Origin of the sequence: Sphingobacterium sp. (genome assembly GCF_039596235.1) — a bacterium.
Lineage (GTDB): Bacteria > Bacteroidota > Bacteroidia > Sphingobacteriales > Sphingobacteriaceae > Sphingobacterium.
This window is the reverse complement of record NZ_JBCNKE010000001.1, coordinates 86536-105744: the sequence shown is the minus strand read 5'-3', so window position 1 is coordinate 105744 and position 19209 is coordinate 86536. Positions and strand designations below refer to the sequence as shown.

The 19209-nt window shown below is 38.3% G+C and carries 16 protein-coding genes; 9 read left to right on the top strand and 7 right to left on the bottom strand.

The window, feature by feature from the left end; translation table 11 throughout:
- Positions 1 to 664: 664 nt before the first annotated feature.
- The 3 genes from ABDW32_RS00460 to ABDW32_RS00450 all read right to left on the bottom strand — a co-directional run bounded on the left by ABDW32_RS00460 (position 665) and on the right by ABDW32_RS00450 (position 2649).
- The gene (locus ABDW32_RS00460; RefSeq protein ID WP_343558567.1) at positions 665 to 1534 is read right to left on the bottom strand and encodes a hypothetical protein; all 870 of its coding nucleotides are present in this window, start codon (positions 1532 to 1534) and stop codon (positions 665 to 667) included.
- Between the two features lie 178 nt (positions 1535 to 1712).
- On the bottom strand, positions 1713 to 2132 hold the full coding sequence (locus ABDW32_RS00455; protein WP_343558566.1) for an SH3 domain-containing protein: 420 nt from the start codon (positions 2130 to 2132) through the stop codon (positions 1713 to 1715).
- A 13-nt stretch (positions 2133 to 2145) separates the two neighbouring features.
- On the bottom strand, positions 2146 to 2649 hold the full coding sequence (locus ABDW32_RS00450) for a BON domain-containing protein (RefSeq protein ID WP_343558565.1): 504 nt from the start codon (positions 2647 to 2649) through the stop codon (positions 2146 to 2148).
- A gap of 304 nt (positions 2650 to 2953) precedes the next feature.
- Here ABDW32_RS00450 and ABDW32_RS00445 point away from each other — a divergent pair, with 304 nt between their 5' ends.
- Entirely contained in the window at positions 2954 to 4060 is a 1107-nt protein-coding gene (locus ABDW32_RS00445) for a DUF695 domain-containing protein (RefSeq protein ID WP_343558564.1), read from the top strand.
- A 48-nt stretch (positions 4061 to 4108) separates the two neighbouring features.
- On the top strand, positions 4109 to 4729 hold the full coding sequence (locus tag ABDW32_RS00440) for a murein L,D-transpeptidase catalytic domain-containing protein (protein ID WP_343558563.1): 621 nt from the start codon (positions 4109 to 4111) through the stop codon (positions 4727 to 4729).
- On the opposite strand, the gene ABDW32_RS00435 is transcribed toward ABDW32_RS00440, so the two are convergent.
- Complete coding sequence (locus tag ABDW32_RS00435) at positions 4723 to 6231, bottom strand: hypothetical protein (RefSeq protein WP_343558562.1); 1509 nt, start codon at positions 6229 to 6231, stop codon at positions 4723 to 4725. The genes ABDW32_RS00440 and ABDW32_RS00435 overlap by 7 nt on opposite strands.
- Positions 6232 to 6371: 140 nt before the next feature.
- Here ABDW32_RS00435 and yiaA point away from each other — a divergent pair, with 140 nt between their 5' ends.
- Positions 6372 to 6839: an inner membrane protein YiaA gene (gene yiaA / locus ABDW32_RS00430; protein ID WP_343558561.1), complete on the top strand. Its 468-nt coding sequence runs from the start codon at positions 6372 to 6374 to the stop codon at positions 6837 to 6839.
- Between the two features lie 82 nt (positions 6840 to 6921).
- Here yiaA and ABDW32_RS00425 read toward each other — a convergent pair whose 3' ends face one another.
- Positions 6922 to 8259 (bottom strand): sigma-54 dependent transcriptional regulator, encoded by a 1338-nt coding sequence (locus tag ABDW32_RS00425; RefSeq protein ID WP_343558560.1) that lies wholly within the window; start codon positions 8257 to 8259, stop codon positions 6922 to 6924.
- A gap of 270 nt (positions 8260 to 8529) precedes the next feature.
- Here ABDW32_RS00425 and ABDW32_RS00420 point away from each other — a divergent pair, with 270 nt between their 5' ends.
- The 3 genes from ABDW32_RS00420 to ABDW32_RS00410 all read left to right on the top strand — a co-directional run bounded on the left by ABDW32_RS00420 (position 8530) and on the right by ABDW32_RS00410 (position 12797).
- Positions 8530 to 10131, top strand: coding sequence for an ABC-F family ATP-binding cassette domain-containing protein (locus ABDW32_RS00420; protein ID WP_343558559.1), 1602 nt, complete (start codon positions 8530 to 8532; stop codon positions 10129 to 10131).
- A gap of 293 nt (positions 10132 to 10424) precedes the next feature.
- Complete coding sequence (locus tag ABDW32_RS00415) at positions 10425 to 12161, top strand: GMC family oxidoreductase (RefSeq protein ID WP_077432529.1); 1737 nt, start codon at positions 10425 to 10427, stop codon at positions 12159 to 12161.
- A gap of 3 nt (positions 12162 to 12164) precedes the next feature.
- Positions 12165 to 12797 carry a gluconate 2-dehydrogenase subunit 3 family protein gene (locus tag ABDW32_RS00410; RefSeq protein WP_343558558.1) on the top strand — a complete coding sequence of 211 codons (633 nt, stop codon included), beginning with the start codon at positions 12165 to 12167 and terminating at the stop codon, positions 12795 to 12797.
- 90 nt (positions 12798 to 12887) lie between these two features.
- Here the strand turns inward: ABDW32_RS00410 and ABDW32_RS00405 are convergent, their stop codons facing one another.
- Entirely contained in the window at positions 12888 to 13766 is an 879-nt protein-coding gene (locus ABDW32_RS00405; RefSeq protein WP_343558557.1) for an OmpA family protein, read from the bottom strand.
- A gap of 102 nt (positions 13767 to 13868) precedes the next feature.
- Complete coding sequence (locus ABDW32_RS00400) at positions 13869 to 14393, bottom strand: hypothetical protein (protein ID WP_343558556.1); 525 nt, start codon at positions 14391 to 14393, stop codon at positions 13869 to 13871.
- Positions 14394 to 14829: 436 nt separating this feature from the next.
- Between ABDW32_RS00400 and ABDW32_RS00395 the strand changes: the two genes are divergently transcribed.
- From ABDW32_RS00395 to ABDW32_RS00385, 3 genes are all read left to right on the top strand, one after another.
- Positions 14830 to 15204, top strand: a complete 375-nt coding sequence (locus ABDW32_RS00395) for a hypothetical protein (protein WP_343558555.1) — start codon at positions 14830 to 14832, stop codon at positions 15202 to 15204.
- A gap of 67 nt (positions 15205 to 15271) precedes the next feature.
- Positions 15272 to 17245 (top strand): hypothetical protein, encoded by a 1974-nt coding sequence (locus ABDW32_RS00390; protein ID WP_343558554.1) that lies wholly within the window; start codon positions 15272 to 15274, stop codon positions 17243 to 17245.
- Positions 17242 to 19143, top strand: coding sequence for a DUF3857 domain-containing transglutaminase family protein (locus ABDW32_RS00385; RefSeq protein ID WP_343558553.1), 1902 nt, complete (start codon positions 17242 to 17244; stop codon positions 19141 to 19143). The genes ABDW32_RS00390 and ABDW32_RS00385 overlap by 4 nt, the downstream gene beginning before the upstream one ends.
- Positions 19144 to 19209 lie beyond the last annotated feature (66 nt).

Here is a 19209-nt window from a genome sequence, read left to right as displayed (position 1 = left end):
TCCAAAAGAGCAACCTGACATTTCCACGCTTTTTTACAAAACATCTTGAAGGTATAGCTACTAAAACCTTCCTAAACAATTCTAAAAAAACTTCTTTTTCCTAATTTAATTCTAAAACCAATTTCTAGATCGACAGACAGATCCTGATTCGAAATTTATCCCAATCAATGACGAAGGTGTCATTGAGCGATGCTCCCAATAATGATATCTCACAGTTCTCACAGAAAGTAACGCAGCTTCAGCACGTATACTCTTCGGTCGATGGATGCGTTTTTTAACTTGCTGCAATTTGGACCTCAGCCGATCCTTGGGTAACATAATTTCAATGTTTTCTTCTAAATCTGTTAACATAATGCTATAAAAACAAAAAAGCCCGAACGTTATGTTCGGGCTTAGCTATATAAATAATTAAATTTTCTAAATTTTAATAGGCATAAGGTTCCCGAACTACTATCGGGAGATAATAATTAAAGAAAAATGGAAGACGTAAGATATTGTTCATTTTCTTCATTGCCTTAACAAAGGTAACCTTATATTTCTAAAAACCAAAAAACTCAAAATAATATAGCAAAACCACCCGCTCCTATTCACAACTACTACAGATCCCCCTAGTCATCTTATCGCTCCCCCAACTACATTCATTTAATTTTTATCAAAAATCCAACTAGACATGATTCTCAGCATCTTTTTCCGATACTGTATCCTTGCTTTTCTCCAGTAGTTTACCTTCGGCGTTATATACATATCGCTCGATCCGGCCATTTTGCTTTTTCTCAACGATTTTCTTCAATAGTAATTGGTTCTTAAAATATTCCCTGTAGTTCGTATCGTTGATTTTGTACAGCCGCTCGACTAGATTATTATGCTGATATAAGTCCGTATAGTTAATTTTACCTTTCTTATACGTATGTTTAAGTAGCTGACCATCTCTATTGAACGACTTGGATTCAACGACCTGACCGACACCATCCAATTTTGCCTTATAAAGTAATTTATTATCCCGGCCGTAGTCGGATCTACTGTGATCAAATTCATTTTCAATGGTATAGTAAGTATCAAAAAATGTCTTTAATACTTTCTTCTTCCCTAAATTAGGTTGATAAATCACGATCTTTTCCCGGCTAATTTTACCATTTCGAAAATCACGCTGCACACTGGAGGTATCTGTAATAATATACTGCAAATCTAACGTTGTATCGATAAGCACATCCATTTGCTCCATCACACCATGCCGCACCCGAACCACAGCACGCTTCCCATCTTTTTCTATCTTAAAATTTCCTTCCGCTAACCCCTCTTTATTGATAGCAATAAAAGCGTTCGAGGCACCCATAAATTGATTCTGTTGCAGAATATATTTTCCTTGCTTCAATTTTGTAACTTTTCCTTTTTCAACGATGCTAATGGTGTCTTTTGGAGATTCCGATAAATGTAACTCATACCTGTCCTTGTCCAAACGAATATACTCCTGTGCTACGGCTATTTGTCCAAGTAAAGCAATAGCTGGAAATAAGAAAAAAATCAATTTCAACATATTGTAATAAGTTTGTTGCAATAGACATATTGCAATTATTGCTCCAAAAACCAGAATTTTGAACCAAATAAAGTACAAGTACTGAATATACAACCCATAAAAATGGCTTATTGAAATACAAAAGGGAGAAATACCTAAGGTAGATCTCCCTTTTTATATTGTTCAGGAGCAGATCGTACTAGACCGACTCTAAATATTGTGCATAGCAATAGCCCTCTTCATTATCTTTGGTCCGCACCAACCACCATTGATCATTTGCTTTGCTGATCAGTGTTATAATTTCACCTTTTGCAGCTTTTCCAACAATAGGCTGATCAGTCCCCGGCCCTTTTCTAATATTTAAATTGCTATTTTCTGTAATCACCCTAACCTGACTTCCCGGGACCTCGGTAGCCACATCCACATTTAAGACAACATCACCCGTTTGGAAGTTAGGATCGATATTTCCATATATTTCCCAGAGTTTATTTTTCACATCTGCGGTAGGTGCAGTACCTCTAATCTGAAGTACACCATCCATTTCAGCGTAATTCAGATCATTAACCCCTGAAGATTGCGCAGTATCCAAAAGAACTTTATATTTTTCTTGTAATGACATAATTTTTGCTGTTTTATTTTTTAACCACAATACCACTTAAATCCACTTTCTTTGGATTCAGATTATCCAAGCCTTGTTTCAATGTAACAATCTTCGCCTGTTCCAAAGTTCCTGTTACTGAAATAATTCCATCTTTAACACTCGCTTGAACAGATGGAAAATCTTTCATAAACGTATTTACAGCCGCACCAAGTACAGCATCATTATTCGACACAGTAATAGGCGCCGGTGTCGCAACAGGTGCGCTCACAACAAGATCATTTTGAATGGATTTGACATCCTTGTCTCCAGTTGTCTTTGCAATGGATTCAATCTGCTGCTTTTCTTCCTCAGAGGCTACAGTACCACTTAGGATGACTTTTCCTTTCTCGACTTCAACATCAATAGTTTTGCGTCCCGTAAGTGCATTTTCTATCTTTTCCTCTAATTTATCATCAGATAAACCCGATTTACATGCAGAAAAAGAAAGTACTGCAGATGTTGCCAAAAGGCAAAATGTTAAATTGTTAAATTTCATATGTAAATAAATATTTATTAAGTTTCTATTCTCCTTACTTTAGATAAAATCATTACGGCCCATTTGTTTTTAAGTCAACGCCATATCCCAACTATTCCGACAAACCTGTGCACCTACTTAGCCATGGACGTTTCATATGTCCTCTATAAATTTATCCTGTCCAATACTATCCTTAACAAATTGCGGGACCAATTGTTTGCTACATGACTTTTAGAAAATTACTTGTTGGATCATAATTATATCATTAATTTTAAAAGCAAAGCTGTAGCAGGCCGGGTATACAACAGCATTCGAATACATACAAATGATGGGATTTTTGAACGATATTTTTCGAAAGAAAGAAAATAGAAAAGATAGCATACAGGATTTCTGGAATTGGTTCACAAAAAACGAACAAACATTTTTTCAAATTGTAAAAAATGGAGATCATATCGATCAGAATTTTTTCAGCAAGCTCTCCCCAAAAATCGATGCACTCCGAAAGGAACTCTATTTTTTAACTGGTATGTGCAACGATGAGACAGCAGAGCTTGTCATTACTCCTGATGGTGTTGTGAAAAATATTGCGTTTGTAGAGACTTTAATCAACGCAGCTCCTGCCCTTCCTAACTGGAAATTTACAGCTTTAAAGCCCGCAATCGAGGACATGGAAAAATTTAAAATATCAATGTACGGTTTTTCCTTTGACATCAACGATATGTTTTTCTATCCCATTGAACATCACTACCGACCGGATGAGGTGGATATCGTCATTGTACACCCCAGTTATACGGAAGAAAATAAAGCAAATATTGCTCATGGGGTTGAAATATTTCTGGATAATTATATTGGCGAACTAAACTCGATCATCACCATTGATAATTTAAATGTCACTTCCAGTGATCAGGCGGCAGGAGAACTCATTCCGCTGATTAAATTAAAAGACTATTTAATTTGGCGGGAAAAAGAATTTGTCGAAAAATACACCGATGTCAGACATGAAGCTGAAAATGATTCCTACACCGCTTTCGAAGGTATACTGCAAAACGATTTACCGATTTTAGCCATAATAAATACATCCCTGCTGGACTGGGACGGAAAAGCATCACACCCTTGGATAATAACATTACGGATCAATTACAACGGTACGGCAACAAACGGCATGCCCGACCAGGTTACATATGATTTGATGGATAAATTCGAAGATGACCTAATGAATAGTCTTCCACAGGATATAGGTCACCTTAATATCGGCCGGGAGACAGCAGATAACTTACGGGAGGTTTACCTGGCCTGTTCGGAATTTAGAAAATCGTCCCAAACTATAGATCTGCTAATAGCACAATATCAAAACAAACTCGATATAGACTACACTATCTATAAAGATAAATATTGGAGCTCCTTTGAGCGATTTAATAAAACAATAGAATAACAGCAATAGGCAACCAAAAATAAATGTTCCTCCCTTTTTGAGTTTACAATGAATAAGTTCTTCACATTTATCATCCTAGTCGGGGTCTGTCTGATTGCTTTTAGAGTTTCCCGAAATAATACCCCTGAACCAGATCGTACAGAAATCATAGCGGCATCCGATTCAGCACGGTATAACAATGCTTTCGAGCAGGTAAAAAATATCGTGAAAAACAATAAAAAGTACAACAAGGAACTTGCATTTCTACTTGATATGAAAAGACCTTCTGGCAGAAATCGCTTTTTCGTTGTCGACCTTCGAAACAATCAGCTGCTGGATCAGGGTTTAGTAGCGCATGGTTCCGGTTCGGAAACAGGGAAAACTGGGCAGCTAAAATTCAGCAATAAAGACAGCTCCTATGCAACCTCACTGGGCATGTACGCAATCGGGGTACCCTATAATGGCCGCTTCGGAAAAGCTTATAGGTTATTTGGTCTTGAAGATTCCAATAGCAATGCCTATAACAGAAATATTGTTCTACATAAATATGACAGCATGCCTTATGATGAACAGGTTGCTCCAATATGTTTAAGCCAGGGCTGCCCAATGGTGAATGTCAAATTCTATGAAAGATTGCAACGTATTATCGATACCTCGCAAAAGCAAATTATCCTGAGCATCTATTATTGATCTTTTCTCTTTTCGGGGTGTTCGACTAAATACAACATCGCCTGGTAAGGGCTTTCCGATGTGATCAGGGATTTTAACCATGCAATAAAGGCCAGCACAAATAGATCTTGGTTTTCCACATCTGCGGCCATAGTATTTACGGTGGTAATGAAAGTCCTATTTTTTACGACGGCAGGATTTTGCAGATACTTTTCAACCAGTCTTAAAAAATGTAAAACCCGACCTTCCCGTACCGTTTCCAGGTATTTTTTGTACCGACGTTTAAAGCTCCTCACACGCGAAAACGCCAAATCAATATTTCCAAACTGAATGTGGATCAAGATCTCCAGCAAACTCTTACGGATCGTCCATAACATGCCCATTTTTCGCTCGTACCAAGCATCTGTCCGAACCATTTTTCCTAATTCTGTCAATGCTAGTTTATCTTGAGATTGCGCCAAAAACATAACCAGACATAATTGCAGGTCAGCAATATCCGTCTCGCTGGATTTCGATGTCGATTGTTGTATTCCTGCACGTAAAAGAGCAAGCGCTTTAACACCCGCACCCATATAATGATAATTTAAAGCCTTTAGCAGATAATACCGTAAATGAAACTGAGCCCGAAGAACAGTCCCCGGAGCACATTCAGCTATCAACTGTTCAAGATAAGCCAAGCTCTCGTGAAATAACCCATTCCGTAAATTGAAATTAGCAAGGTAATACAGGATATGTAGGTAATAAAATAAGTGATGGACCGCATTCGCCTTTTGCCTTGTTATAAATTCGTGGCTTGTCTCCAAAAATGATCTCACCAGGGCATAGTTCTGATGAATTGTCGCATATTCATTGGCGATATTCAAGAGTTGATAAAGCGATTTAAAAGACAACAGTTCCCGTAAGGAAATGTCATACCTGCCGATTGTATCCATCACTAACTTATTTAGATCAACGATCTTACCCTTGAGATGGATATCCTGTAGCTCCACTCTTAGCAACGCATAGGCGATCTGAAATTTTGCTTCTTGCTGTATTTTATGTTGGTTAGTTATCAAGCGATCAATCAGCGGCGCCAGATCAGGACTCCGCTCCAGATAGGCATATTGCAGTCTAACCTGTAGGATTTCATTGAGCAAGCTAAACTGCTCCAGAAGTAAAGCCTTTTGCTCCGCCCGTTGAAGGCATTTAAGTCCTAATTTCATCAAATCATTCTCTAGCAGAAAACGCCCAGCTATAAGTAAACGCAATGCCTCATGAGCCTCGCTATTATCCCTCTCAAATGTTTTATTGGAAATGAACAATAATAGACTGTCATGTAATCTTTTTCTTAAAGCGTGGTAAGCATCTTTATTTTTTGAAGAAGCATAGAGTTTTTTTAGCCCATCTATATCATCAGTTTTTAATATTTCTAACAATTGGATATTCTTGACGTCATTCCGTTTATTTTTCTTCTTTAAAAAACGGTTAAAATCTTTTATATCATTAGTATCCAGAATACCAATAAGCTCTACAATCGAATCCATAGTATAAAATTTAAAGGTATATCAAACTTAATAAATAAAAATATATCATCAGTATTTACTATATATTGATTTTATATACTAGGGCATGCTCTTGATATTTGAATCAACAAATAAAAAAACAACAATAAAAAATTAAAATTATGGAACCGCTAAAAAACATGATTGAAGAAAAAATTTCAAAAAAAGATTCAAACACAAGAAATCCTTTCAAACCGACAGGAGCTTTCATTGGCGCATCGTGGACTGCTTTACTGGTAGGTACTATAGGTTACTGTATCGGTTTATGGAACGCAACGATGGCTTTGAATGAAAAGGGCTATTATTTTACCATTCTATTGTTTGCCTTATTCGCTGTTATCTCCGTTCAGAAAAGTGTCCGAGATAAAGCTGAAGGACTTGCTGTAACCGAACTTTACTATGGATTAAGCTGGTTTGCAACGATTGCCGCGATAGTTTTATTGGTTATCGGCTTGTGGAACGCTGATCTGTTACTTAGCGAAAAAGGATTCTATGCGATGTCCTTTTCTCTAAGCATATTCTCTGCGATAGCCGTTCAGAAGAATACACGAGATGCTAAACTTATTGATGATAATGAAATAAAACTTTAGCGGTTTGCCAATCCTGCGGCCTCTGGTAAACATGCCGCAGGATCTATTGTAAAAAGAATCCTAGGGATGCTTTGAGGTTTTATTATATTTTATATTCCTCGATTTTACGGTATAATGTCGCAACACCAATCTCTAGCAATCGTGCTGCTTCGGCTTTATTCCCATTGGTATGCTGCAGCACACGCTGGATATGTTGTCGTTCCATATGCGCCATAGAAAAACTGGCGGTCAGGGTTTGCTCCGCTTTCAAACCGTTCATTCCAAAAGGAAGGCTTCCTAAATCAAGCTGCCCATCTTCGCTTAAGATGACACTGCGTTCGATCACATTTTTTAATTCACGGATATTGCCGCGCCATGGATTTCGTTCGAGAGCAGCGACAAACTCAGCTGTCATTTTTAAGGGTTTGAGATTCGACTTTACCGCAAAAAAATCAGCATAATACTGCGCCAACAATCGAATGTCCTGAACACGTTCACGTAAGGGGGGTAATTGAATCGTAAAGACCGATAATCTATAGAACAAATCACTTCTAAAATGTTCCGAATCTATTTCAGCTTCAAGATCCCTATTGGTTGCAGCTATAATACGGACATCCACTTTCGTCGGTTTGGAATCACCGACTTTTAAAAATTCGCCGGTCTCCAGTACACGCAAGATTTTGGACTGGAGTTCGATCGCCATCTCCCCGATCTCATCCAAAAAAATAGTGCCCAGATGAGCCTCTTCAAATAAACCACGTTGATCTTTTGTTGCTCCTGTAAATGCTCCGGCCTTATGTCCGAACAGTTCATTTTCCAGCAGATCTTTTGTGAAAGCTGCACAATTAATAGCGACGAAACTGCGCTCCTTTCGAGGACTAGCCTGATGGATTGCTTGTGCAAATACTTCCTTACCCGTCCCGGTCTCTCCCGTTAACAGGACAGTCGTACTGGTTACGGATACCTTTTGTGCAAGTGCGATGGCCGATTTAATCGAAACAGAATTACCTATGATTTTGTGAAATGAAAGTCTATTGCCTAATTGTTTCTCCAACTGCTGTACTCGACGCGCCAGCGCCACCTTCTCACAGGCTTTATAGAGCAAAGGTATAATCTTATTGTTGTCATCACCCTTGGTGATATATTCAAAAGCACCGTTTTTAATCGCCTGAACCCCGTCCGGAATATTACCATAGGCAGTCAATAAGATAATTTCAACAACTGGATGACGTTCTTTAATCAACTTCGCTGTTTCCACACCATTACCATCAGGCAATTTCACATCGCATAATACCACATCGATGTCGAACATATCCAGATTTTTCAAACCAGACCGGATATCATCAGCTTCAATGACTTCAAAGCCCTCCAGGCTGATGATCTTGGCAAGGAGCTTACGAAGCTTCTCTTCGTCATCTATAAGAAGTATTTTATTCAACATGTTTTTTTTCAAAATTACGATTTGTTCGATGCAAACAGCAAGAATTTAGCATTAAAAAGTTACTTGACCGCTTGTCTATTTTATATTTAAAACATGAAGGAATTTGACGATACCTAAAAATAGCATTTTTGAGATTAAAAATAAACTACTATATTTGCAACTCATCCACAAAAAACTGTATGTAAGATCAAGATTCTTTAGAACGTAATAAATACCGCCGATAAATAACTATCGCGTGGTTTGTTTTTTAACATTATAAAGAATTTTGGCATGATTTCATTACAACAGATATCCTATATACATCCGAATAAAGATTTATTGTTTGAAAACATAAGTCTAACAATCAACTCTCACGAGAAAATAGCATTAATTGGCAACAACGGTGTTGGTAAATCAACATTATTGCGCCTTATAGCCGGGGATTTAGCGCCCGCAACCGGGAGTATACATCGTGATACCCGCCCTTTTTATGTTCCACAGATTACCGGACAGTACGATGATCTAACCATCGCAGAGGCTTTAGGAATTGACAAAAAATTGGCTGCTTTTTATGCCATTTTGGAGGGCAATGCTACAGAAGAAAATTTTAATATCCTTCAAGACGACTGGACGCTGGAAGAGCGCTGTCAGGAAGCTTTTAGGTATTGGAATCTGCCCGAAGTTCATTTGACAGGGAAAATGTCTGATCTCAGTGGTGGCCAAAAGGCAAAAGTATTATTGGCGGGAATCCAAATTCATGCATGCGAGCTGATCCTGTTGGATGAACCGAGCAATCATTTGGATATAGACAGTAAAAAACTACTTTATCAATGGCTGCAGGCTTCAAAAAAGACTATTGTGATTGTTAGTCACGACCGTACGCTGCTCAATTTGCTCGAGGACACTTTAGAAATGACTCCGAAGGGTATAAAACGATATGGAGGAAACTATGCTTTTTACGAATCACAAAAACAAATAGAGCGCAATGCCTTGGAGCAGGACATACACCATCAGGAAAAGGCGATCAAAATAGCGAAAGAGAAAGAGAGAGAAACGATTGAAAGACAAAATAGATTGAACAATCGCGGTCAGAAAAAACAGGAAAAAGCAGGCGTGGCCCGTATTATGATGAACACGCTTCGCAATAATGCGGAAAGGAGCACGGCCAAAATCAAAGGCGTTCACCAGGACAAGATTGGAGACCTGAGATCCAATCTGCAGGAACTCCGGGGTACAAAAGCGGCCTTAGATGAAATGAAAATTGATTTAGGAAACAGTAGTTTCCCACGCGGAAAAAGCATGATCAAAGCGACCAAAATCAATTTCAGCTACAATACCACCGAACTTTGGCCGGAAAACATTGACCTGCAGCTATTCAGCGGAGAGCGCATTATTTTACAGGGCAAAAATGGTTCTGGTAAAACCACACTGATCAAAATCCTGTTAGGACATCTTAGTCCCAGTCAGGGCCAGATTGAACGACAGAGATTTAATGCAATCTATCTCGATCAGGAGTACTCACTTATTGACCTCCAATTGAGCGTATATGAACAGGCGCAATCTTATAACAGTGAATCTTTACCTGAACATGATATCAAAATTAGACTCAATCGTTTTTTATTTGGAAAAGATGATTGGGAAAAGCCCTGCAGACTTCTGAGTGGTGGTGAAAAAATGCGTCTGATCCTCTGTTGCCTAACGATTAGGCAACAAGCTCCGGACCTCATCGTTCTGGATGAACCTACAAACAACCTGGATATTCAGAATATTCGTATCCTTACCCAGGCGATTCAGCATTATAAAGGCACGCTCCTTGTTATTTCCCATGATGAAATGTTTCAAAACGATATTGGTATTGACAGGGCTATTAGCTTAAAAAATCAGATAACATAAATTAAAGCGGAGATCTCTACGGCTAATAATATTGGTACTAGGCTGATCTGGGTATGTGCAATCAAACTGGTTTCATTGCAATCGGCACACCTATTTTGTAACAATATCGTATTCTTTATTTGGAATAATGCTAAAACGATAAATTAAATTGAAAAAAAATAAAATTTTATCAATATATTCACGATGATTTTAAACATGAAACAATAACCATCGATTAGTTGAACCTTCCCACAGATATAGATCTCAAAAAACATGTATCTCGCAGGCTTTTCAATTAATTACTCAATTTAATTATGTCAAATTATCAAATTAAAGAGAATCCCGAATTGTTTGACGCTATCGTCGTAGGCTCAGGTGCAGGTGGAGGTATGGCCGGATATATCCTGGCCCACGCGGGCCTTAAAGTATTGATGCTGGAGGCTGGCCCATTTTACGATCCCGCAAAAGATTCGTTACAGCTACGCTGGCCTTGGGAATCCCCCCGCAGAGGAGCTGGTACTACACGACCTTTTGGCGATTTTGACGCAGCTTTTGGTGGCTGGCAACTCGAAGGCGAGCCTTACAGCAAAGTTAGTGGAACTGAATTCGAATGGTTCAGAGCAAGGATGCTTGGTGGTAGAACAAATCACTGGGGCCGTATTTCATTGCGCATGGGCCCCGATGATTTCAAACCAAAAGATGGCATGACCGACGAATGGCCGATCACCTATGATGAAGTCAAGCCATTTTATGATCGTGTCGACCGTATGATTGGTATCTATGGTACAGTCGAGGGTATACATAACGAACCTGATGGTATTTTTATGAAACCTCCGAAGCCGCGTCTTAATGAACTATATATTGCAAAAGGGGCAAAGAAAGCTGGTGTGCCCGTTATTCCGGGAAGGGGTGCAGTACTGACCGAAGTATCCAAGGACATTAAAGACCGCGGCACATGCTTCTACTGTGGCCAATGTGGCCGCGCATGTAAGGTATATGGTGATTTCTCCTCTTCATCCTGCCTGGTAATTCCGGCAATGAAAACAGGGAATCTAAAAGTCATCGACAATGCAATGGTACGGGAAGTACTGACCAACGACGAAGGGTTAGCTACTGGTGTTTCTTATGTTGACACCAAAGATTTACAGGAATATACCGTAAAAGGTAAAACGGTAATTTTAGGAGCTAGCGCCTGTGAAAGTGCCCGGATTATGTTAAATTCAAAATCTAAAGCGCATCCGGGTGGTGTCGGCAACAGCAGCGGCTTAGTCGGCAGATACCTCCACGACTCTACCGGTGCTAGCCTTTCTGGTTATTTACCCCAATTACTTGATCGTAAAAGGTATAATGAAGATGGTGTCGGAAGTGTGCATATCTATTCGCCCTGGTGGGAAGACAATGCTAAATTGAACTTCCCAAGAGGCTACCATATTGAATATGGCGGCGGTCTGCATATGCCCTCCTATGGATTCTTAAACTGGGTACCAAAAGTAAATGACGCTGGTAAAAGCGCTGACGGAAAAACAAAAGCAAAAGGTGGCTATGGCACCGCACTTAAAGAAGATTATCGTAGTTACTATGGTGCCAATGTGGGCATGGCCGGACGTGGCACCGCCCTGGCAAGAAAAGATAACTATTGTGAAATTGACCCCAACCAAGTGGATAAATTTGGGATTCCTGTCCTTCGCTTCAATTACAAATGGGCTAATGAAGAAATCGCTCAGGCCAAACATATGCAAGAAACTTTTCAAGCGATTATGCATGAAATGGGGGCTGTCATCACATCGAAGATCCCTGGGGCTGATACCTTATATGGCTTAGAAGCTCCCGGAAAAATTATTCACGAAGGTGGTACAACAAGAATGGGGAACGATCCAAAAACTTCGGTATTAAACAAATGGGGACAAGCACATGATTGTAAAAACCTCTATGTGGTCGATGCTGGGCCTTTTGTACAACAAGGTGACAAGAACCTTACATGGACAATTCTGGCTTTATCGATGCGTACCGCAGAATATATATTACAGGAAAAGAAAAAATTAAATGGTTAAAGCATGAATAGAAGAGAATCGCTAAAAGCACTGGGCTTTATTGCTGCCGGATCAGGTCTTTTAACCGCAGCTTGTAATTCAAAAGACACTAAAAATACAACAGCCACAAGTGGGGATAAACTCCCCGGCGTCCAGGATTTTGAATATGAACGGACGGCTCGCTTAAAAGAAGAAAAGTTTTTTGATGAACATGAAATGGCAACAATAACAGTTTTAGCCGACATCATTATTCCCAAGGACAGTAAATCAGGTAGCGCCTCCGAGGCGGGAGTTCCGGATTTTATCGAGTTTATTGTAAAGGATTTACCTGACAACAAAATCCCTATGCGTGGTGGATTGCGATGGCTCGATCTCCAGACCAAAAGACGATACGGTAACGTATTTATAAAATGTGACTCAAAGGATCAGCTCGCACTTATTGATGAAATTGCTTATCCTGAACTAGCAAAACCTGAAATGCAACAGGGAGCAGCATTTTTCTCTTTAATGCGCAATCTGACCTCCTCCGGTTTTTATACCAGCGAGATAGGAATCAAAGATATCGGATATGCCGGCAACAAACCCGGTGTATGGAACGGTGTTCCGGACGATGTCCTGAAAGAACATGGTTTTGATCCAAGTAAATTTTTCGGATAAAAGAAAATCCTTTCCAACAAGTTGGAAAGGATTTTCTTTTTTAAACTGCTCACAATATCGTTATGGCAACAGACATTGCTATTATTTTCTTTATTGCACCGGTGTCACTTCGGTTGGTTCCGGAGCCTTGTCAATCAATTCCATGAATTGATCCAGTTTTGGTGTAATAATAATCTGTGTTCTCCGGTTGCGTTGTTTTCCGAGAGCTGTGGAATTGTCGGCAACAGGATTATACTCGCCCCTACCCCCTGCTGTCAATCGCTTCGGATCCACTCCGTACTTCGTCTGTAAAGCCTGAACCACCGAAGAGGCTCTCAATGTACTTAAATCCCAATTGTTTCGGATGTTGGGTTTCGAAATCGGATCAGTATCGGTATTACCTTCAATCAACACTTCATAATCTCTGTAATCTTGGATAATCTTTGCTATTTTGCTTAATGTCAGATCAGCTCGCTCACTGATTTCATAACTACCAGACTTGTATAGCATATTATCTGCAAGTGAAATATAAACGACACCTTTTAATACCTGCACATCCACCTCCTGTAATTCCTCACGACTCAATGACCGCGTTAGGTTATTTGTCAACACTAAATTCAACGAGTCAGACTTGTTCTTGGTCTCAACCAAATGTTTAATGTATTTATTTGAAGCATTAATTTCATCAACAAGTTTGGAAATATTGACATTCCCCTGTGAGTTTTGATTGATACTCTTATCCAAAGAACCTTGTAATGCGGCATATGCTGCTTTAAGATCAGCATTATTTTGCCGTTCCGAAGCTAACTGATCTTCCAAACTCTTAATTCTTGTCCGACTTTCAGTCAATTGAAGTTGACTATCCTGATATTGTGTCTGCAGATTTTTATACTCTGTCTGTAAACCTAGGTATGTCTTTTTACTGACACCACATCCCGTAACAAGTAAACTTGCGGTCAGTATGGATATCGGAAAACCTATATTCTTCATAGCATTCTAATTTTGTAGATGTTGAATTAATTCGTTGAACTAAGATAAAGCAATATCTTAGCCAAAAATACAATACACTACCGAATTAACATCCTTTAACGTCTATTGTCCTAGTTCCTTTAACTCCGCTACAGTGAATATTTGCTCACCTTTCAAATAAGGATTGGCTCCTTTCAAATAATTGTAAATAATAGATTTTGCTTCCTCATTCGGGAGCTTACGAAGATTCTTGACCAAGAAATTTTTATCTTCAATAATATTGTCCTTATAGCCCAAAAAAGAAGGCGCATGGACCTGTACACTCCAACGAATGAATCTGGCTTCAATGTGATTGGGATTATCTTTGATCAATTCCTCCAAATGTTTCTTACCCTCTTTAAATTGCCCAACTTTCTTAAATGGGTTGCCCATGTGTTTTGCTATCAATATCTCATAAGCGGCACGATAGACCTTCTCTGTAGTGGATTTAGCCCCCTCATCAAGCATCTCAAAATTACGTTCACATAAATCCTCATCCTTAACGGCCTCAGCATAATCTTTCCTGATCTTATCAATATTCAGCTGCTGTCCCAATCCAATCTTTGCTATTGTAAATAGAAATACGGTCAATACTATTCGTGTCATCATAATTATAAATCAGGCTTTTTCAAAACATTCTTTTTCCGACTTAAATTACTAAAAAAATCGAATTCAAATATTAATTTTCAATTATCATACCACAAAGCCTAAAACCAGCTGTCATTAGATCACTACAGTTGGCTTTTTCCAAAACGAATTTCTTTCCAATAGGATATTTTTAACGCATTTTTGTACCATGAAAGTAGCACTAAAAACAAGTCCCAAATGGTTAAAAATATGTCTATCCGTTCTTTTGGGAATTCTATTGGGCTGTCTATTGGGCGAACTGGTTTTCAAGCTTTTACAGTCTTAATCCGGATCAGACCGAACGAAGGAAAAGTTCTGCAGCTTCCTGCCTCTTCGAAAGAAATCTTGTCTTCATTCTTGCTTAAAATAGAATTATTTTTAGTATATTGCTTATACCAATATAAATTTAAAGCGAGCTATGGAGACAAAAGCGGAGTATCAGATTTGGGACACTATCGTCAATAGTGCAAAAACTAAATTCGATTATAAGCATATTCGTGCTATGTTCAAAAAGGAAGATGACGAAATAACCGATAAATTTCTATTCCATATTATTGCCGGATTTGCCTGTGGAGAAAACCACCAGACCATTTCAACAAACTTGTTCAATGAATTGCAAAGCATCCATTTTGAATGCAATGAACAACAGATTGATAAGTTCATTTCAGATAAACATGTTAAATTTAGTCCTGAAATCTACGCGACCTACCTCGCATTTTCTATGCTAGAAGATGGCGAGGATATTGATAATATTACCGAGGTCATTGACAATCTATTACAAATAGATAAATAATATTTTTTAGAGCTGTCGTTTAATTTTGGCTAAAAACTTATATTCGTATACAAATTACGCCTAAGTTATGCGCCATTTTTTAACGCTGTTTTTAATATTTTGTTTTTGTCCGAACATCTTCGGACAGAATTTCGATTTTGGTAAAATAGGTATCTCAGATTTCTCTACTACGCCACTGGATAGCAATGCCAATGCCATTGTCCTAAAAGAATTTGGACAAAGCTCTGTGTTCGTCGATGATTATGATCATCGGATCAAATTAATGCATGAATACCATGTGCTTATCCGTATCAATAATAAAGAAGGATTTAAAAAAGCTAATTTCGAAATACCGTCATACAAAAGAGGAAGTTATATCCGTGACTACCTGGACGAATTAAAGGCTGTTACCTACAATTTAGAGAATGGACAGATCCGCCAAACCGAACTTGAAAGTAAAAAGGTTTTTAAAGAAAATTACTCCACTTACCTCGATCTAAATAAATTCACACTCCCTAATATTAAAGAAGGATCCATCATAGAAGTCTCTTATCTTACACTCGAACAGGATTTATTTAATTTTAAGACATGGGAATTTCAGGATGATATTCCTAAATTACAAAGCCAGTATATTGCTGTCATCCCCGCATCTTTTACCTATAATGTGGTGCTTCGTGGCCCGTATAAGCTTGCTGACCAAAAAGGGGACGTTTTAAAGGAACATCTCTTTTTGGATGGCATCAGAATGGATTGTTCAAAGCTGACCTATGTAATGAATAATATTCCGGCGTTTGTTGAAGAAGACTTTATGACTTCTCCCAAAAATTTCAAGTCTGCCATATATTATGAACTAGAATCGATATTCTATCCAAGCACTGGCGTCAAAAAAACATTTAGTAAGGCATGGAAAGATGTTGACACGGAATTAATGAATGAAAAGACTTTTGGTGGTCAACTAAAGAAGACTGATCTATTCAAAACTACTTTACTGACACTTTTATCGCCAAATGATTCAAAATTGATCAAAGCAAACAAAATCTACGACTATATAAAAAAACAGATAAAATGGAACAATTATTTAGGAAAGTATGCTGAACTGGGAATTGAAAAGGCTTTGGAAAAAAGGACTGGTAATATTGCTGATATCAATTTGTCCCTAATCACAGCCTTGCAAGCAGCAGATTTAGATGCTTATCCGATTATTTTATCTACCAGACGAAATGGTAACCCCAATTCGTTATTTCCCGTATTATCTGATTTTGATTACGTAATCGCCTGTGTGGACATCGATGGAATCAAATACAAATTGGACGCATCGAATAGCTATCTTCCGTTTGGCTCATTGCCCCTGCAATGTCTCAATGAACGTGGCCGTATCATATATTCCAAAAAAAGTTCAGATTGGTTTCCCTTGGCCGCAGAGGAAATTTCCGAACAATATTATACCCTGACTGGTGTATTGAATGATCAAAACCAGATCAAAGGTACACTTATCATTAGCAGTAATGGCAATAAAGCACTCTTAAAAAGACAGCATATCGCCAAATTCAACTCGCTTGAAGAATATTGGGAAAAACTGGATGAAGAAATGCCTAACGTTAGTTTTACGAATGCCAAAATTGAACATCTTGAAGAGCTTGATCAACCACTGAACGAAACGTTTGAGATTACACTGGAAGTTAATAGACAACCCGAAAGCAACCTTTTATCACTTGCTCCTAATGTCATTGATCGCATCTCTTATAATCCGTTCAAAATTCAGGACCGCACTTATCCTGTAGATATGGGATTTAAATCTAAACTTCAATACAATATCCAATTGGAGATCCCAGAACAATACGAAGTAACCGATAAACCACAAAATGTATCACTGGCCCTGCCGGAATCCGCAGCAAAATATAAATATATATCACAGCGCAATGGCACTAAGCTAGAAGTGATGGCTAGTCTCAACTTTAATAAACCAATATTTACAGTTGATGAATATTTCTCATTAAAAGAACTTTACTCACGCATTATACAACAGCAAAAATTAGACATTAGATTAACCTCAAAAAAATGAAAACCGTATTTGCCTATTTAACTTATTTCTTGATCCCAATTACTGCTATTGGTCAAGAAAACTACGATATAGCCCAGATTCCGAGCACACTCAAAAGCCGTGCAGTAGCAACTGTTAGAAATGACAAAACAGTTGTGGAAGTAAAATCACCAGAGCAGGTCATGGAAACGGTCACACGTGTCATTACTGTTTATAATAAAAATGGGGATTACTATGCAGCCCTTCCAATACATTATAATAGATCAAATGAAATCAAAAGCATCAAAGGAGCTATTTACAATGAGATGGGGATATTGCAGAAAAAAATAGCAACCAAGGATTTTAAAGATGTAAGTGCTGTCGACAATAGTACAATGTTTGCTGATTCAAGGATGAAGGTCTATATCCCCGATTATCATAGCTACCCCTATACCGTTGAGTATCAATACGAAGTAAGGCATAAACAAAACTTAATCATTCCCTCATGGACTCCTGAAGTTTCAAACAATGTATCTGTTGAAAAAAGCAGCTATCAATTTATAAGTCCAATCGGCAGTGAATTCCGGGTTGAGTCAAAAAACTACAAAGGTAATATCAAAGAAGAGAAAACCGATAAAACCATAAGTAAAACCTGGAGTGCGGAACAAATTCCAGCTAAAAAAGAAGAGTCTTATAGTCCCAATCCTAACCTGAAGAGAATAAGTTTATTAATCGTTCCTAAAAACTTTGTCTATTATGGAAAAGAAGGCAACTTTAACGATTGGAAAGAGTATGGCGACTGGTTTACAACCAAATTATTGAGCAAAAAACAAGATCTTACTGAAGCCTCAAAACAGAAATTCATTGCACTTACAAAGAATGCTTCATCGGATCGCGAAAAAGCCAAGATCCTTTACGATTATCTGCAAAAAAACACGAGATACATCAGTATACAAATTGGAATTGGTGGACTTGAACCTTTTCCGGCATCTGAGGTTGACCGTTTAGGTTATGGCGACTGCAAAGCCTTGGTCAATTATATGGGAAGCATGTTATCTGCTGTAGGTATACCTTCTTACTATTGTATGGTCGAAGCAGGTAAGCGTAAGGAAAACTTTCATAAAACCTTTGCAAATGTGCAGGATGGCAACCATGCGATCCTATGCCTACCATTCAAAAATGATACCACCTGGCTAGAGTGTACCAGCCAGAATCTACCTTTTGGATTCCTGAGCAATTTTACGGATGACAGAGATGTCATTGCCTGTACCGAAAATGGTGGTGTAATTATGCATACCCCAAAATATAGCAATTCAACCAACCTCCAGGTTCGTAACGCCGATCTCAGTCTCTCCGATGATGGCAGCATAAAAGGTTCGTTAAACACAAAGTTTTATGGGACACAATATGAGAATCATATGGAAATTCTTTTGGCGAGCAATAATGAAAAAACAAAGCTGCTAGCAGAGTACTATAATATCGATAACATCAATTTTGAACAGGTTAAATATACGGAGCACAAAGAACACAATCCATTCGTTGAAGAGCTCCTCTCCATTTCCATTAAGAACTACGCTGTAAAAAATGGAAATAAGATGCTGATTCAACCAAATATATTCAACACACAATCCAGCATATCCGAGAATAAGAACCGTACGGAAGATATTTTTATTGAAAGAGGATTTGTGGATATTGACAGCATAAGCATCACACTGCCAGAAAACATCGTAAAGAAAATAACCCCAGAGCAGAAGGTCATTGAAAAACCTTTTGGAAAATATGAATTTAAATCGGAGATAAAAGGGAATAAACTATTCACCTATCGAAAATTAGAGCTCTTTGAAGGGAATTATCCGGCGAGTAATTATGAAGACTTCTTTCAATTTCATAAGGAAGTAAGCAGTTCCGATAAAGGACGTTATAATCTGAGCCTATTGTAGTATTATCCTAAAATATTTACCAGAATATGAAACTTGTCAAACAATCGGATAAAGCAATTATTGTAT

What these genes read in the sequence shown, in the direction of transcription:
- ABDW32_RS00460 (WP_343558567.1), bottom strand. Translation starts at nt 1,534, where the DNA reads ATGTTGAAATTGATTTTTTTCTTATTTCCAGCTATTGCTTTACTTGGA.
- ABDW32_RS00455 (WP_343558566.1), bottom strand. Translation starts at nt 2,132, where the DNA reads ATGTCATTACAAGAAAAATATAAAGTTCTTTTGGATACTGCGCAATCT.
- ABDW32_RS00450 (WP_343558565.1), bottom strand. Translation starts at nt 2,649, where the DNA reads ATGAAATTTAACAATTTAACATTTTGCCTTTTGGCAACATCTGCAGTA.
- ABDW32_RS00445 (WP_343558564.1), top strand. Translation starts at nt 2,954, where the DNA reads ATGATGGGATTTTTGAACGATATTTTTCGAAAGAAAGAAAATAGAAAA.
- ABDW32_RS00440 (WP_343558563.1), top strand. Translation starts at nt 4,109, where the DNA reads ATGAATAAGTTCTTCACATTTATCATCCTAGTCGGGGTCTGTCTGATT.
- ABDW32_RS00435 (WP_343558562.1), bottom strand. Translation starts at nt 6,231, where the DNA reads ATGGATTCGATTGTAGAGCTTATTGGTATTCTGGATACTAATGATATA.
- yiaA (WP_343558561.1), top strand. Translation starts at nt 6,372, where the DNA reads ATGGAACCGCTAAAAAACATGATTGAAGAAAAAATTTCAAAAAAAGAT.
- ABDW32_RS00425 (WP_343558560.1), bottom strand. Translation starts at nt 8,259, where the DNA reads ATGTTGAATAAAATACTTCTTATAGATGACGAAGAGAAGCTTCGTAAG.
- ABDW32_RS00420 (WP_343558559.1), top strand. Translation starts at nt 8,530, where the DNA reads ATGATTTCATTACAACAGATATCCTATATACATCCGAATAAAGATTTA.
- ABDW32_RS00415 (WP_077432529.1), top strand. Translation starts at nt 10,425, where the DNA reads ATGTCAAATTATCAAATTAAAGAGAATCCCGAATTGTTTGACGCTATC.
- ABDW32_RS00410 (WP_343558558.1), top strand. Translation starts at nt 12,165, where the DNA reads ATGAATAGAAGAGAATCGCTAAAAGCACTGGGCTTTATTGCTGCCGGA.
- ABDW32_RS00405 (WP_343558557.1), bottom strand. Translation starts at nt 13,766, where the DNA reads ATGAAGAATATAGGTTTTCCGATATCCATACTGACCGCAAGTTTACTT.
- ABDW32_RS00400 (WP_343558556.1), bottom strand. Translation starts at nt 14,393, where the DNA reads ATGATGACACGAATAGTATTGACCGTATTTCTATTTACAATAGCAAAG.
- ABDW32_RS00395 (WP_343558555.1), top strand. Translation starts at nt 14,830, where the DNA reads ATGGAGACAAAAGCGGAGTATCAGATTTGGGACACTATCGTCAATAGT.
- ABDW32_RS00390 (WP_343558554.1), top strand. Translation starts at nt 15,272, where the DNA reads ATGCGCCATTTTTTAACGCTGTTTTTAATATTTTGTTTTTGTCCGAAC.
- ABDW32_RS00385 (WP_343558553.1), top strand. Translation starts at nt 17,242, where the DNA reads ATGAAAACCGTATTTGCCTATTTAACTTATTTCTTGATCCCAATTACT.